Raw genomic sequence first — 15,946 nt, 5'->3', positions numbered from 1 at the left:
AGAGAGCGGAACCTGTTTCAGAAGCAGAGAACAAATGTAGCTGCACCATATCTGGTGCTCCCCCAAAAACTCCTCACACCCGACACACTTGTCCCTCAGACGTAGTAATGGGACGGCGCATCGACCGTTCCGGTTACAACTCATCCATTGAACGAGGAGTAACCGGAAGAACAAAGGCCGCTCTCACGAGCGGCCTTTACTTTTGCGCCGAAGGCGCCTACGCCTGGACGGCTAGTCCTAGTCCCCGGCGACGGTTTCTTCGTCCTGCACCTTTACCGGAGCGGCGGGCTTGATCTCACCCAGGGAGATGAAGCCGGGCTGTTCCTGCTCCTTGAGGATCTCCTTGCGGTAGAGCTTAGCCATCTGCGCGTTGTGCGCATCCTGCTTCAGCTTGGCGTCGCGAGCGCGGATCTTCTCTTCGCGGGCGTTCTTGGCGATGCCCAGCTTGTCGAAGGTGTCGTTCGCGGCAGAGTCAACGTGAGCCTGGTTCAGGACCAGATCGTACTTGTCCTGACGCTCCAGACCGACCTTCTTACCACCGGCGAAGATCTCGTGACGGCCATGCTCCTCGTACCACTTGGTGAGGGTGGAGGTCATGTGCATCTTCTCGATGATGTTGCGCCAGCCGATACCCGTGTTGTACGCGCAGAAGGAGATCTCGCCTTCCTGGGTGGCGTACGGGATGATGCACTGCTCGGTGCGGCGGAAGTCGTAGTTGAACAGATCCTGGAACCACATGCCGGCGATGAACAGGAAGTTCCAGCGGTCGGCGCGGCGCTTCTCGATGTCGGCCATGGTGCGGTCGCCGGTCACCTTGCCATAGTTGCGGCCGGTAGCGCCGAAGCACTTGTCGAACTTTTGCAGCAGGTCAAGGATGCGGAAGTGCGTGGGCGACTTAGTCGGGTCGTAGTTGCGCAGCAGCGCAAGCGACACACCCACGATCGAGAGGAACTTGCCGCGTGCGGCGTCGTTCACCTTCGCAACGTCCTTAGCGAGCTGAACCGCATCGAGGAACGAGGTCACCGGAACGGCTTCCTTCGTTTCCTTGTCGATCATCAGCGCCATACCGATACCGCAGTTCGGGTGGCAGCCGCAGGAGAGCTGGCCCCACTCATGCTCCGGTCCGTGCACCAGGTCGGCCCAGTCCGAGAAGGTCGACATGAAGCTGATCGGGAACCAGTCGCGGGTGCTCTCACCCAGACCGGTCTGGTTGCGGATGTCGTGCGCCAGGTGGCTCAGCGTATAACGCTGCGCGTGACGACGCTCATCGGAGACCTCTTCGTCACGGCCGGTGAACGAAACCGGCTGGAAGGAGAGGAAGTTGATCTTCTTCGGGTTATCCAGGGCGAACTGGATGATGCGGCCAACCTGCTCGTTGTTGATGCCGTTGACAATGGTCGTTACGGGAACGATGTCCACGCCGGCCTCGTGCAGGTTATGAATGGCCTGGAGCTTTACGTCGAACGCGTTGCCCACCTTGCGGTGCGAGTTGGCAGCGTTGCCGATACCGTCGAACTGCAGGTAGGCATAACGCAGACCGGCCTCGGCGGCAGCCTTGGCGAACTCCTTGGACTTGGCGAACTCGATGCCGTTGGTCGCGGCCTGCACCGAGTTGTAGCCAACCTTACGGGCATAGGCGACCGCGTCGAGGAAGTAGGGCGACAGCGTCGGCTCACCACCGGAGAACTGCACCGACATCTGGCGGCGCGGCTTGATGGTGATGGCGTTGTCCAGCATGGTCTTGATCTCGTCCCACGTCAGTTCGTGAACGAAGCCCACCTGGTTGGCGTCCATGAAGCAGGGGTCGCACATCATGTTGCAGCGGTTTGTCAGGTCGATGGTCAGAACCGAACCGCGGCCGTGCGTCACGGTCGAGGTACCGTGATTGTGCAGCTTGGCGTCATTGTGGGCGCGGATGTCACGGCCCGGGAAGACGTCCTCAAGGTGCTTCATCATGGCCGGGTCAATGGACATGACGTCTTCAAAGTGGCCGTGCTTCGGGCAGTCCTTCACCATCAGGATCTTGCCGTCGCGCTCGATGATCTGGGCCTTGATCTCGCCCACCTTCTCGTTCAGCAGGATCTCGTGGGGCAGCTTGCCGTCCAGGATCTGCTGGCGGATCTCAGGAACGCACTTCGGGCAGAGAGAATCGGTCGTACGAGGCCAGCCTAGGGGGGGCTTCTCCTTCTGGTAGCTCTTCAGCAGCGGCTTGTCGCTCCACTTCGGTGTAAACGACGGGTTGGGGCTGATGCTGTTCAGCTTCTCAAAGATCGCCCACGCGCCTTTGGCGGCGTAAGTGATTGTCTTTTCTGCCAGTTTCGTGGCTCTTGCCATTTCGCTCCCTCTCGGATTGGGTCGGTTTGGTCTTGGTAAAACTGCGTTGGATGAGGCGTTTCCTCTCTCCAGACGCGAATTCCTTGAGTCTAGACGCAATGCGCATCCCGCGCGAGTGCGTCAGCTGGTTCCGCTCCGGGCCAAGGCCCTTTCCACTGAGCGGTTTACAGCACGATCAGGCTACGACCTGTGGAACCGGAAGCATAGGTTTCTGCCCCGAATGGCAGAATCGTGCAGCGAACGGGGAAATGGAGGGGCGAAATGGGGAGGCAAAAACAGTCATCCTCCCGACCCTGAAGGGACCAACCTATATAGGAGGAACCCCTCCGAACCGGGACACCCATCACATGGATGGGGCACGATACCCAATCGCTCCCATGCGGTACGTCTTCAACTTTTAACTTTCAACTTTTAACTGGCTTGCCCCTGACTTCTGGGCTCAACCGATTCTTCGTGACTCGCAAGCGCACCCTTCGTGCGTCCAATACACTGATACCTACGTTTATGAACCGTCTCCGTCTCCTCTCCACCTTCGTTCTGCTGGCCGGTGCTCTCGGCTGTCACGCGCAGAAGCTCTCGCCTGCCGACGCCCGGCGCGTCGAGGTGCTGATCCGCAACAAGTTCAACGTCCCCCCTTATTACGACGTCACCATCGGGGAGCGCAGGAAGTCGGAGATGCCGGGTTTCGATACGGTAACGGTCACCTTCACGAATCTCGAGGCGGAACAGAATGCGGCCGCAACCAAGAACTTCGACTTCCTGATCTCGCAGGATGGCAAGACGTTTGCGCAGCTCAACCGCTATGACATCCCGCAAGATCCAGGCGCCGGAATCAGCGACGGCAATCGGCCCTCGCGCGGCGGCCCGGCATCGGCCCCGGTTCACATCGTGATCTACGACGATCTGCAGTGCCCCTTCTGCGCCCGCATGCATGCGCAACTCTTCCCCGCCATCCTGGAGCGCTACGGCGACAAGGTGCACATCGTCTATAAAGACTTCCCTCTGGGCCAGCATCCCTGGGCCGTACATGCCGCCGTTGACGCCAACTGCCTGGCCGAGCAGTCCACGCCTGGCTACTGGTCACTGGTTGATAACGTCCATGCGCACTACGCCGACGTCCCACCGCTCAAGCCCTCTGCCGACAAGGACGCCAAAGCGGCAGATGCTGTGAAGCCTGCAACTGAACTCCTCGACAAGTGGACCCGTGACGAAGCGGTGAAGCAGAAGGTCAACCTCGAGAAGCTGAATGCCTGCATCGCAAAACAGGACGACTCTGCCGTGACCGCTTCTGTTAAGGAGGGAGACTCCCTCGGAGTCGACGCGACACCGCAACTATTCATCAACGGAGAACGTCTTGCCGGCGCGCTTCCTCTCAAATATGTCTATAAAATGATCGATGGCGCGTTGCTGGCTGCGGGAATCACTCCGCCTCCGGCGCCTGCCGATCCGCCTGCCGCGCAGAAGCCGGCCGGCAACTAAGCTGGAGATCAAGGTCTAACGTGCCACGTCTTACCACGCAACATACGCTCGCCGGAATGCTTCTGCTCACGTTCGTCGCTGTTGGCTGCAACCGTCAGCCGGCGGCCGATGTCGTCGCCACCGTCAACGGCAAACCGATCGCCAAGTCTGAACTGGAGAAATATTACAAGGGCCAGCTCGGCGACTCGCAGCAGACGCCGTCACAGGAACAGGCCGACTCCATGCGCCTGAACGTGCTCCGCGGCCTGATTGACGAGGAGATCTTTCAGCAGCGCGCGGCCAAGATGAACCTGACCGCCACCAATGAAGAGGTGGATGCGAAGGTGGCCGAGATGAAAGCGCCGGTCAGCGAAGAGCAGTTCAATCAGCACCTCAAGGACTCCGGCCTGACGCTGGATGACCTGAAGCGCGATGTCCGCCGCTCCCTCACCTCTGAGAAGCTGCTGAACAAGGAGATCAACTCCCGCATTAACGTCTCCGACAGCGATGTCTCCAGCTACTACAACCAGCACAAGGCCGAATTTAACCTGGTGGAGACCAACTACCACCTGGCACAGATCATCGTAACCTCGCAGCCCGCCCAGCAGCCGCAGCAGGTCTCGAACCTGCAGGCCAGCAAGGCCGCTAACGACACTGAGGCCAAGAAGAAGATCCAGGCGCTGAAGAACCGGCTCGACTCCGGCGAGGACTTCGGAACACTGGCGATGAACTTCTCTGAGAGCCCGCAGACTGCACCGAACGGCGGCGACATGGGCTTCTTCTCCGAATCGCAACTCAGGTCCGACCCTGAGCTCTTCAACGCTATCTCGAAGCTGACGCCGGGTCACATGACCGACATCATCCCGGTCCCGGAGGGCCAGGGATCGAAGCGGATCATTGGCTACGCCATCTTCAAACTGGTCTCCCGTGAGCCCGCCGGGCAACGCAACGTGAACGACCCCGCTGTCCAGCAGGCCATCCGCCAGCAGTTGAAAGACGGCCGCTCCCAGCTCCTGAAGAATGCGTACTTCGAAATGCTGCGCGACGAAGCCAAGGTAAGAAACTACTTCGCCGAACAGGTCTTCAAGAACGAATCGAAGTAAATCGGATCACGACAAAGCCCGGCCAAATGGCCGGGCTTTTGTTTTGTGAGCTTCATGCCCCACCCGAGCGATCGTTCTGCTCGTTAAAAGTTAAAAGTTGAAAGTTAAAGAGATACGACGGTGAGGGGTCGTTGTCCGTGCCTCACCTGTGCTGTATAGCGTCGCGCTTGGCGCGATCGATAATCCTTAGCCTGGGGGCCAGTGCATCGAACGGCCGCCGAGGATATGCAGATGGAGATGGCCAACGGTCTGGCCGCCATCGGGGCCTGTATTGATTACGGTGCGGAAGCCATTGGCGAGTCCAAGCTGCGCGGCGATCGTGGGCGCGGTACAGAGCAGCTCGGCTAAAATTCCGGCGTCTTCACCGCAAACGGCAGCGAGCGAGCTGATATGGCGGCGCGGAATCAGCAGAACATGAGTAGGCGCTTTAGGGTCGATGTCGTGGAAGGCGAGAAGGTTCGCATCTTCGTAAACCTTCTTTGCGGGAATCTCGCCGGCGGCGATCTTGCAGAAGAGGCAATCGGAAGCCATGGAGGAAATTGTAACGGGCATAGCAGGGGAAGGAACGTACGACAAAGCGAAACCCGACATAAGCATGGGTGAGGCATAACGATCACCTCACCCATGCAGTACCTCTCAACTTTTAACTTTCAACTTTTAACGAGTTCCCCCAGAGCTCCCTTACTTCGCTACACTCGGCCGGTCATCAGCTTCAAGATCTCCCAGCGCATACTGGATGCCGGCCAACATGTGCTGCAGGTACACCGGCATGGCGTAGACATGTTCGTTGTGACCAAGGGCCTCATAGAACACGCGGCCTTTGCCCTCGCGTCGAATCCAGCTCAGCGCATAGTCCCCGTCTGTGCGCTTCGTCGCCGCCGGCTCCTTCGCCTTGTCCGCATCGCTCATTTTGGCGTAGTCGATGCTGGTCAGTACATGCACGTTCTTCCGCGAAAACGAGTCCTGCGCGTAGGTATAGATCTCGTCGTGGATAGTGAACTCTTTCCCGTGAAACATCGCTGTCAACGGACTCTTCGGGTCGTCAATCTTCACCGTCACCATCTGCGGATACAGCCAGTGGAACTTGAAGAATCCACCGATTGTCTTATTCCACTCAGGCCATGTGCCGATCAGCTTCGCTGGGGCGCCGCCATCGCCGGCTGCATGGCCGTGATACGAGTCCGATGCGGCATGCACGCCAACAATTCCCTTTCCGCTGCGCACAAATTCCAACAGCGCCTTGCGGCGGGCTTCCGTCACTGCAGGATCATTCTTGTCATCGAGAAAAGCGCCAGTCGTCTGGTCCAGGAAGATGCCGTCGAAGTACGCCAGGTTCTCAGGAGTGATGTCGACCGGGTTATAGGTGATGGTGGTGCTCCATGCGCCGGTCTTCTTTCCCATCTCCTCTACCATGCGGGCCGCCAGCGGAATCGACGAATGCACCCAACCGTCGGCATAGGCGTAGACGAGAATGCGCCGCGGTTTCTTCGGCGGCACAATGGCGTGCTCCGGCAGCGCATCCAGCACCGCTACTACATCTCCGGCGTTCGGTGTCTCAAGCTGCCGTCCATCGGCGATCGCCTGCGGGCGGTCACCCGACAGGGGCTTCGCGGGCGGTGGATCTTTCAGGCCGCGATCCGTTTGCGGCGTTACCGTCTGTGCGTGCAGCATGCAGGGGAGTGCGAGCAATAAACCCGCTCCAGCCATTCTCCAATTCATTAGAAAGAGCCACCTTTGCTCGCAACCCAATCTACCATTAGCTCCGTGTCATCTTCCGCTCCCGTTGTCTTCACTCCGTAGCAACTCCAGAAAATTACAGCGGAACGGACACGTCGACCGGGTGTCATGAAAGACCTTGGCGCAGTAGATATGGTCCCTTCCTGTCCATCCGGCATACAACGCCGCGGCACTTACCGCACCACCCACCGGAGCGACAAAGTAGATCCATAGTCCATTCCATATCCAGGCGAACAGGGCAGACGCAAACGATCGTGCCGGGTTCACGCTGAACCCTGAGAGCGATGCGCAGAACCCGTAGTAAAAGATCGTCAATACCCCCACAGCGAATGGAGCGTACCGAATCAAAGTCTTATGGTTCGCTGTAAAGAGAACGATACCCATCAGCAGTGCCGATAAGCTCCACTCCGCAAGAAAGGCAAGGACCTCGCCTCCACTTCCCGGCGTTGTCACCGCATAACAGACAGGAGGGCGCGCAAGCCGACCGCCCAGCACACCGCGCGCGAGCCACATCCCTGACACTGCACCAAGGAACTGGAATGTCACATAGAAGACGGCATCCCAGCGATGTACCCGGCCCAGATAGTAGTACGCCAGGGTCACCGCCGGATTGAGATGCGCACCTGTTCGCCGGCCAAAGCGGGAACGGATCAGCAGAACGGTCGCGGCCGAGACGCCTGCACCCATCGCAAACGGCCGTATAGCCTGTGGCAGCTGGAATGCCGCTCCGCTATAGAGCAGCGCTGCAAGCAACCCAATGCAGAACAGCAGTGCCCCGGTCTGCGCTGCCTCCATCAGATATTCCCGCCAGTGAGTCCTCCACGCCTCCGCGATCGATGCGCCAGGCGGCAACGCCGTAACCCGAAAACGTGGCAACCGTTGCGGATCCATTACGGGGAACAACGCATGATCAGCGCGTTTGAGTAGTGGGCTCTGACTCGAAGAGCATGTGCACTCCCTCGACAAGGGTGGGGTGCGCCAGCATCGCATCACGAAGCGCGGTATAGGGTAGACCTGCCAGCATCGCGATCTGAACCGCCGACATCACCTCTCCTGCGCCTGTCCCTAATCCAGAGAAACCCAGGATGCGATCGTCATCCCCGACCAGAGCCTTCATGAATCCCTGTGTCTCCATCAGCGCTCTTGCACGCAGTACCGCTGCCATCGGCGCCCGGAAGAGGCGGTAGCGTATACCGCTCGCCTTCGCCTGGGTCTCGCTCAAGCCAACGCGTGCGAACTCGGGGTCGGTAAAGAGGCAGAATGGAACCAGCCTTCCCGTGGTGACACGGTTGCGGCCATCGAGATTATCTTTCACTACCCGGAAATCGTCTTCGCTGACGTGAGTAAACTGCGGACTTCCGGCGATCTCACCCACAGCCCATACGCCGGGAGCCGTTGTCTCCAGCCGTTCATTCACCTGGATGTAGCCGCTCTTTGTAAGCTGCACACCGGTTGCTTCAAGCCCGAGCCCCTGCGTATTAGGAACTCTTCCCGTGGCCACCAGCAGATGTGTGCCTTCCACGACCGCTTCCCCATCCGGCCGATGGAGAAAGACCTTTACCGTTTGTCCCGAGACTCCCGTCACTTTTTGAATCGGCGTCCCGAGAGCAAACTCGATTCCCTCATCGCGAAGAATACCGTGGATCGCCTCAGTCACATCCTCATCCTCACGATGGAGCACCCGGCTGTTGCGGTCGATCACCGTCACCTTGCTGCCAAACCGGCGCATAGCCTGCGCAAACTCCAGACCTACGTATCCGCCGCCAAGGATGATCAGCCGCTCCGGCACATAATCCAGCTCCAGCGCTTCGACATGGGTGAGTGGCTGTGCTTCCGCAAGCCCTGGAGTACGATCGACCGCGGCATGCGTCCCGGTGCCGATGATGACGTTCTTTCCCACCAGCACCCGCTTGCGTCCGTCCTGCAGAGTTACCTCGACCGTCTTTGGCCCGATAAAACTGGCGTTGCCCATGATTAACTCAGCGCCGCTCTGCCGGTATAAGTCGAGATGTGTCTCCACAAGGCCCGCGACCATGCTGCGCTTGCGCTCTCGCACCGCCGGCATGTCGACTTCCATTCCGCGCATGCGAATGCCGAACTCTTCGCCTCTTCGCGCATACGCAACCACTTGTGCGGTGTGGATGATGTTCTTGCTGGGAAGACACGCAATGTTCGGGCACGCCCCGCCGACGTACTTCCGCTCAATCACGGCAACGCGTTGTCCGCGGCCGGCAAACGTCCACGCGGATAGCTTTGTTCCAGCGCCGCTTCCAATGATCACCAGGTCGTACGCTTCAGGCTGTTGCGAGGAAGGGCTGCTCATAGCTCTTTGATTCCTTAGGGAAATGGGGTCCACGGATGAATCTAGTGGAGCCGTTCCTCTCGCGAATAGACCGCTTCAGGCAATATCATCTATTCCGGAATGGAATAAATATGAGCCGCCTGCGGGAGATGGAAGTATTTGTGCGCGTCGTGGAGACGGGGTCGTTCTCCGCCGCCGCACGCGATTTCAAGGTTGGCCAACCCGCAATCTCAAAGAGCATCACCTCGCTCGAAACGCGGCTTGGCATCCGCCTTCTGGCGCGATCCACCCGCCGGCTTACGCCGACCGAAGCGGGCAAGGCCTTTTATGAGCGTGCCTTTCGCGCTCTCGCTGAAGCCAATGAAGCAGAGGCTGCGGCACAGAGCGCGGGCAAAGGACTAAGCGGAAGGCTTCGCCTGTACGCGCCGGTGACCTTCGCCCGGCTGCACCTTGTTCCCAGGCTCCACGAATTTCTCGGAGCTCATCCCAAACTCGATCTCGAAGTCGTGATGGATGACCGGTCGATCGATCTCCTGGCAGAGAATATCGATGTAGCCATTCGTATGGGTGCGCTCGCCGACTCCGCACTCAAGGCCAAGAAGATTGCCAGCGGTGATCGCCTGGTGCTGGCCAGCCCTGATTACCTGCGCCGCAGAGGTATCCCCTCTCGTCCGTTCGATTTGCGCAGACATGAAGCCGTGATCTACAACCATGGCACCGGCGGCGAGGAGTGGCTGTTTACGCGACACTCCTCCAGCCATCGCGTACGCATCCAGGGACGTCTCGCGCTCACTGCTGCCGAGGGGGTGCGTGCCGCTGTCATCGCCGGCCAGGGCTTCACCGTCGCCTCTCGTTGGATGTTCCAACCCGAGATCGCCTCGGGCGAAGTCGTCCCCATTCTCACTGAGTGGGAGCTGCCGCAGATCGACCTCTGGATCGTGTATCCCTCGGGACGGCTGACAAGCACGAAGGCAAGAACGTTCGCTCTCTGGTTTCAACGCCTAATCGGCTGAAGCGAAGAATCGCTGAATCAGAGAACCAACACCTCCTCCTCTGCGTAGTTATTCCTGATTCTGGCCAATGCAGCGCTTCACCAGGAGAGAAAGCTATGTCCATCAAGCAGCTTTGTCTGTTCTTAGGTACTACGGCGGTGTTCTTCGCCGCGATGCCCGGCTTCGCACAACATGCTGAGAAGACCTTTGAGATCACCTCCGTCCGTGAGAACCTCAGCGGCCTTGATCGTGATAGCGGCGTGAATCTCTCCGGTTCACGCATCAGCGCCACGAACCTCTCGCTGCGCACGCTCATCCTTCAGGCCTATGGTGTTCTCGATTTCCAAGTGACCGGCGGCCCAAACTGGCTTTCGACCGCCCGGTTCGATCTGCAGGCGACGACGGAGAACGGGGAACCCATCGCGCCTGCGGATCTACCACTCATGCTGCAACGCCTTCTCGCTGACCGCTTCCATCTCACGGTCCATCATGAGAGCCGCGAGATGAAGGCTTATGTTCTCGTCGTTGACAAGGGCGGCCCAAAGCTGCACGAGACCTCCGGCACACCAGAGAAATCCATGAGCGGAACCAATCAGCGCGGTACCACTGGCACGGCAACCATGACTGGCTCCGGCGTCGACATGCCCGCTCTTGCCTATCGGATCGCACAACAACAAGCCTTTCGCGGCAGCATGGTTCTGAACAAGACTGGCCTCAATGGCTACTACGACTTCACGCTGCAATGGGAGGCCGGCGAGAACGCGGGTCCTTCGCTCATCACCGCACTTCGTGAGCAGTTGGGCTTGAAGCTCTCGTCGGAGAAGACCCCGGTCGATGTGCTAGTGATCGATCGCGCTGAGAAGCCGTCAGAGAACTAGAACCTGGTACATCGAATTGCTCCCAGCCCCCGCAGCATTTATGATCAAAAGCGACATCAAGAGTTGAGCTCACTGCTCAACGCCAACCTGCCCCGAGCAAGGTGGCGTCCCGTCTGGGAGATGTGGCCTGTCCGGCAACTTCGGGAAAAGCCGCACATCCGTGATTTCTTGATGGACCAGTAAGAAAGGGTTCGAGACGCATGTGTGCACCAAAACAGCAGTTCGCCAGTGATAACTACGCCGGAATCTGTCCTGAGGCATGGGCCGCCATGGCCGAAGCCAACATCGGACATGAAAGCGCCTATGGTGCGGACTCATGGACGGCCCAGGCGGCCGACGCCTTTCGTACGCTCTTCAACACTGACTGCGATGTCTTCTTCGCCTTCAATGGAACAGCGGCCAACTCTCTCGCGCTTGCTGCTCTGAGCCAGAGCTATCACAGCGTCATCTGTTCAGAGCTGGCGCACGTCGAGACCGACGAGTGCGGTGCTCCTGAATTCTTCTCCAATGGCGCCAAGCTTCTCGTCGCCCCTTCGTCAAATGGCAAGCTCACTCCCGAAGCCATCCGCCTGATCGCATCTCGACGTACCGATATCCATTATCCCAAGCCGCGCGTCGTCACCATCACCCAGCCGACAGAGACCGGCCTGGTCTATACCCTCGAAGAGATCCGCGCCATCGCGGCCGCCTGCCGCGAGCTCGGCCTTCGCCTTCACATGGATGGAGCGCGCTTTGCCAATGCCTGTGCGACGCTCGGCTGTACCCCCGCGGCCATGACCTGGGAGGCCGGAGTCGATGTTCTCTGCTTCGGTGGAACCAAAAACGGCATGGCTGTCGGTGAAGCCGTAATCTTCTTCGACCGCGCCCTCTCGCAGGATTTCGATTATCGCTGCAAACAGGCAGGCCAGCTCGCGTCCAAGATGCGCTTCCTCGCTGCTCCCTGGGTGCGCATGCTCGAAACCGGAGCCTGGCTGCACCGCGCAGCCCACGCCAACACCTGCGCCAGAACATTTGCGGAGAAGATCGCCGGCCTGCCCAACATCGAACTTATGTTCCCGGTCGAGGCGAACGGGGTCTTTGTGAAGATGCCTCCGACTGTCGCCGAAGCATTGCGCGCCCGTGACTGGAAGTTCTACACCTTCATCGGCGGCGGCGCACGCTTCATGTTTGCCTGGGATACCGCACTCGATTGCCTCGAGTCACTGGTCGAGGACTTCCGCAGCGTAAGCGCAGAGCAGACGGGCGCACCAGTTCTGACGTAACCGCCACCGATTGCGAAATGGGTGGGAGAAGCGGGCTTCAGCCGTGCCTTGAGCAAAACCATCCGTGAAATTGATAAGAAGTACGACCTAACAGCGATGGAGAGGTTCTGGAGATTGCTGAATCATCCGTCACGCGTACGCGCAACCGTTTCGCACCGGAGGTGCGAATGCCTTGCTTAAGGGGACGGCTTCAGCCGTCCCATATAGAGGCCATAAAGACGGCGGCTTCAGCCGCTGAGGTCAGGTTCCAATAAAATTTGCCCTCAGCGGCTAAAGCCGGCATATTGCGGGGCTTTTTACGGCACGGCTGAAGCCGTACCCTTAAGCAATACCATCCGTGAAATTGGTAAGAAATACGACCTAACAGCGATGGAAGGTTCTGTGGATTGCTGAATCATCCGTTGCGCATACGCGCAACCATTTCGCATCGAAGGTCCGAATGTCTTAAGGAGTCGGCTGAAGCCCACGGCTCCCACCGATTGGAGCTTCGCTCGAATGTTTTGCCTGGAACTGGGGTTGACATAGACAGCCTATGTCATTCATCCTTACTGCCATAGCTTGTCTATGGCAACAAGGAGCATTTCGTGAAGCCCAACGACATTCCCCCCGGATCTCTTTCCCTCCTGATCCTCAACACACTTTCGCGCCACGGCGAATTGCATGGCTATGAGATCGCCGAGTCGATCCTGCATGCCTCCGGCGATGTGCTGCAGGTGGAAGAAGGCTCCCTGTATCCCGCACTGCAGCGGCTTCTGGTTCAGGGATGGGTCTCCGCCGAGTGGGGTACGACCGCCGGCAATCGTCGCGCACGCTACTACCGGCTCACTGCCGCGGGCCGCAAACAGCTCACCGCTGAGCTCTCGCACTTTCACCGCATCTACGGTGCAATTACTGCCGTGCTGCAACCGGCCTGATTGTGCCTCTTCCTCGCAAGGAGACCACCATGCGCCAGCTTCTCCGCCGCCTCAGCATGCTCTTCCATCGCTCCCGCTTTAACGCCGACCTCGAAGAGGAGATGCGTCTCCACCTTGAGCTGCGTGAGCAGCAGCAGGTCGCCACAGGTCTTGCCCCCGAGCAGGCACATCGCGAAGCCCGCCGGCGCTTTGGAAACAACACTAATCTGCGCGAACGAAGCTTCGCCGCCTGGGGATGGGGTTGGCTCGAATCCTTCGTGCAGGACACGCTCTACGGCCTGCGCTCCCTGCTGCGCTCTCCTGGTCTGACCTGCGTCGCCCTGCTCTCGCTGGCTCTCGGTATCGGCGCCAATACCGCGATCTTCAGCTTTCTCGACGCCATCGTGCTGCGCTCGCTGCCCGTCAAAGCTCCTTCGCAGCTTTTCATTCTGGGAGATGGTGACGAAGACGGAGTTACCGACCGGTACGGGTCCACGACTCTCTACTCCTATCCCTTCTTCTCCCAGCTCCGCGCCAAGAATACCGTCTTCTGTGAGATCGCCACTGTCCTCAGCTTCAACGGCGAAGCTCACGGCACCATCGATCACCGCGATCAGATGGAGAACCTCTCTCCCGACCTTGTCTCCGGCAGTTTCTTCTCCACTCTCGGTGTAGAACCCGTCGTTGGCCGGCTCTTCACCGCCGACGACGACAACACCGAAGGCGCACATCCCGTCACCGTCATCAGCTACGCCTTCTGGCAGACCGCCCTTGCCGGATCGCCCGACGTCCTCAACCACACCGTCAAATTTGCCGATACAACCTTCACCATCATCGGCGTCGCTCCTCCCGGCTTCTTCGGCATCACCGTCGGCCATGCGCCCGATATGTGGATACCGATGGCAATGATGAAGTCGTTGCCCGCTCATTACAACGGCTACAAAGACAACTTCTATCAATCAAACCTCATCTTCGGCCGTTTAAAACCCGGAGTCACACACGCGCGGGCTGAAGCCGAGATCAACGTCCTCTATCAGCAGATCACTCGCGGCTTTCCAGACGCCAGACTCAATGACTACAATCTGTCACACCTACAGCAGGCCCATGTTGCGATCACACCGATCGCCACTGGTATCTCCGGGCTTCGTCACCAGTTCTCCGACCCGTTGAAGCTCCTGATGGGCGTCACCGCGCTGGTGCTGCTGATCGCATGCGCCAATATCGCCAATCTTCTTCTCGCGCGTTCCACCGCACGTGCCCGCGAGTTCGCGGTACGTCAGGCTCTCGGAGCGCAGCGTCTGCGCCTGGTTCGTCAGCTCCTTACCGAAAGCCTCATCCTCGCACTTGCAGGCGGCCTGCTCAGCATCGCCTTTGCCGTGGTGGCCGACCGCATGTTGCTGCGTATGATCTCCGGCGGTCCTGACGCGGACCTTATCCCCATCGATGTCTCGCTCAATCTGCCCTTGCTTGGCTTCTCGCTGGCCGTCACCGTCGGTACAGCAGTGCTCTTCGGCATCGTGCCTGCACTGCGCGCGTCGCATGCCGAAGTGACCGGAGCGCTCAAAGATGGTCGCAGCAACGCCAACGTTGCCACGCGCAACGTCCTTGGTAAGGTCCTCATCGTCACGCAGGTCGCTATCTCTTTCGTGCTTGCCATCGCCTCTGTGCTCTTTCTTCGCAGCCTCGTCAATCTCACACACGTCGATACCGGCTTCCCCCGCAACGGTGTGATGCTGATCAACATGGATTCCTCGGTCCTCGGCCTCAAGGGCGAAGACCCGCGGATGGTCGCGATGTTCTCTGAGATTGAGGAGCGCGTCGCCGCTTTGCCCGGAGTACACGGCGCCGGCTTTGCCTCCTTCACGTTTCATCAGGGCAGTTGGAACACCTCAATCAATATCCCGGGAACCGCTTACAACGACGCGGTCAACATCAAGCACAATGTAATCAGCAACGGTTACTTCAATACCATGCAGATCCGGGTGCTCGCAGGCCGCAGCTTCGGCCCGCAGGACACCGCGACCTCGCACAAGGTCATCATCCTGAGTGAGAGCATGGTCCGCGATCTCTTCCCCCCGGGCGTCAATCCCATCGGCCGTCACATCTACATCGGGAAAGATCCCGGCCCCAGAAACGATCACGAAGTGATCGGCGTAGTAAAAGATGTGAAATTCGGCAATTTGCAGGAGCACCATCAATACATCGATTACATCCCCAATCCTCAACACCCGTGGGGCTACGGCACACTCGCCGTGCGTTACACCGGTGAGTTCGGCGCCGTCTCCAAAGATGTCCAGAACACGATTCACTCCATCAACCGCAACATTCCCATCAATCGCGTCACCACGCTCGACCGCGTGATCGAACGCAGCATCACCAACCAGACCCTTGTTGCCCAGCTCTCAACCTTCTTCGCTCTTCTGGCCGTCTTTCTCTCCGCCATCGGTATCTACGGCCTGATGAGCTATCTCGTCAGCCGCCGCACCAACGAGATCGGTATCCGCATGGCTCTGGGCGCCGCGCGCTCCAGCGTCGGCTGGATGATCATGCGCGAGATCGTCCTGCTCGTTGTCTCCGGCATCGCCTTGGGAGGTGCACTCACACTCGCCACGAATCAGCTTGTGCAGAGCCTGCTCTACGGCCTGAAGCCGACCGAACCGCTAAGCCTGTTGCTGGCCATTGTTGCCCTGCTTGCCATCGCCCTGCCCGCGGCCTGGTTACCCGCCCGCCGCGCAGCCCGCATCAGTCCCATGGAGGCTCTGCGTTACGAGTAGGAGCACTGCTCTTGGTCACGGCTCTGCCTCGGAGAAATAGGCAAAGAAACGGCAGAATCGGGATAACACTCTTCGCTTTTTCTGGCATAGCCTCGATCCCTGGGAGACTTTAACGGCATCTATCTGGGTGCAGCTCAAAGTTCCTCCGCGTACGTCGTCGGTGTTCAGGAAGGGCTTCCGTCGCAGAGGCTCTCGCCGTCGCTGCTGTTCCCT

General features: G+C 59.2%; 12 protein-coding genes and 1 riboswitch. Of the genes, 7 read left to right on the top strand and 5 right to left on the bottom strand.

The features are described 5' to 3' along the window. Positions 1 to 237: 237 nt before the first annotated feature. Positions 238 to 2,334: a radical SAM protein gene (locus OHL21_RS01620; RefSeq protein WP_263415505.1), complete on the bottom strand. Its 2,097-nt coding sequence runs from the start codon at positions 2,332 to 2,334 to the stop codon at positions 238 to 240. A 504-nt stretch (positions 2,335 to 2,838) separates the two neighbouring features. Between OHL21_RS01620 and OHL21_RS01615 the strand changes: the two genes are divergently transcribed. Together OHL21_RS01615 and OHL21_RS01610 are read left to right on the top strand one after the other, a co-directional pair. Beyond that, complete coding sequence (locus tag OHL21_RS01615) at positions 2,839 to 3,813, top strand: DsbA family protein (RefSeq protein WP_263415504.1); 975 nt, start codon at positions 2,839 to 2,841, stop codon at positions 3,811 to 3,813. Positions 3,814 to 3,833: 20 nt separating this feature from the next. Then, positions 3,834 to 4,895 carry a SurA N-terminal domain-containing protein gene (locus tag OHL21_RS01610; protein ID WP_263415503.1) on the top strand — a complete coding sequence of 354 codons (1,062 nt, stop codon included), beginning with the start codon at positions 3,834 to 3,836 and terminating at the stop codon, positions 4,893 to 4,895. Between the two features lie 186 nt (positions 4,896 to 5,081). Here OHL21_RS01610 and OHL21_RS01605 read toward each other — a convergent pair whose 3' ends face one another. The 4 genes from OHL21_RS01605 to OHL21_RS01590 form a co-directional block, all read right to left on the bottom strand. Further along, positions 5,082 to 5,426 (bottom strand): histidine triad nucleotide-binding protein, encoded by a 345-nt coding sequence (locus OHL21_RS01605; protein WP_263415502.1) that lies wholly within the window; start codon positions 5,424 to 5,426, stop codon positions 5,082 to 5,084. Positions 5,427 to 5,576: 150 nt separating this feature from the next. Continuing rightward, positions 5,577 to 6,614, bottom strand: a complete 1,038-nt coding sequence (locus OHL21_RS01600) for a ThuA domain-containing protein (protein ID WP_263415501.1) — start codon at positions 6,612 to 6,614, stop codon at positions 5,577 to 5,579. A gap of 48 nt (positions 6,615 to 6,662) precedes the next feature. After that, on the bottom strand, positions 6,663 to 7,508 hold the full coding sequence (locus tag OHL21_RS01595) for an MIP/aquaporin family protein (protein ID WP_263415500.1): 846 nt from the start codon (positions 7,506 to 7,508) through the stop codon (positions 6,663 to 6,665). A gap of 34 nt (positions 7,509 to 7,542) precedes the next feature. Then, positions 7,543 to 8,955: a dihydrolipoyl dehydrogenase family protein gene (locus tag OHL21_RS01590; RefSeq protein WP_263415499.1), complete on the bottom strand. Its 1,413-nt coding sequence runs from the start codon at positions 8,953 to 8,955 to the stop codon at positions 7,543 to 7,545. Positions 8,956 to 9,065: 110 nt separating this feature from the next. On the opposite strand from OHL21_RS01590, the gene OHL21_RS01585 reads away from it, so the two are divergent. The 5 genes from OHL21_RS01585 to OHL21_RS01565 all read left to right on the top strand — a co-directional run bounded on the left by OHL21_RS01585 (position 9,066) and on the right by OHL21_RS01565 (position 15,733). Then, positions 9,066 to 9,947 (top strand): LysR family transcriptional regulator, encoded by an 882-nt coding sequence (locus tag OHL21_RS01585; RefSeq protein WP_263415498.1) that lies wholly within the window; start codon positions 9,066 to 9,068, stop codon positions 9,945 to 9,947. 95 nt (positions 9,948 to 10,042) lie between these two features. Then, positions 10,043 to 10,804 carry a TIGR03435 family protein gene (locus OHL21_RS01580; RefSeq protein ID WP_263415497.1) on the top strand — a complete coding sequence of 254 codons (762 nt, stop codon included), beginning with the start codon at positions 10,043 to 10,045 and terminating at the stop codon, positions 10,802 to 10,804. A 48-nt stretch (positions 10,805 to 10,852) separates the two neighbouring features. Beyond that, positions 10,853 to 10,956: riboswitch (SAM-I-IV-variant riboswitch) on the top strand. Positions 10,957 to 11,004: 48 nt separating this feature from the next. Then, positions 11,005 to 12,066, top strand: a complete 1,062-nt coding sequence (locus OHL21_RS01575; RefSeq protein WP_263415496.1) for a threonine aldolase family protein — start codon at positions 11,005 to 11,007, stop codon at positions 12,064 to 12,066. A gap of 584 nt (positions 12,067 to 12,650) precedes the next feature. Beyond that, positions 12,651 to 12,980: a PadR family transcriptional regulator gene (locus tag OHL21_RS01570; protein WP_263415495.1), complete on the top strand. Its 330-nt coding sequence runs from the start codon at positions 12,651 to 12,653 to the stop codon at positions 12,978 to 12,980. A 29-nt stretch (positions 12,981 to 13,009) separates the two neighbouring features. Continuing rightward, positions 13,010 to 15,733, top strand: coding sequence for an ABC transporter permease (locus OHL21_RS01565; protein ID WP_263415494.1), 2,724 nt, complete (start codon positions 13,010 to 13,012; stop codon positions 15,731 to 15,733). Positions 15,734 to 15,946: the final 213 nt, after the last annotated feature.

It is taken from the genome of Terriglobus albidus (assembly GCF_025685425.1).
GTDB classification, from domain to species: Bacteria; Acidobacteriota; Terriglobia; order Terriglobales; family Acidobacteriaceae; genus Terriglobus; species Terriglobus albidus.
Note: the sequence above shows the minus strand (reverse complement) of the source record. Positions and strands in the feature narration are given on the sequence as shown.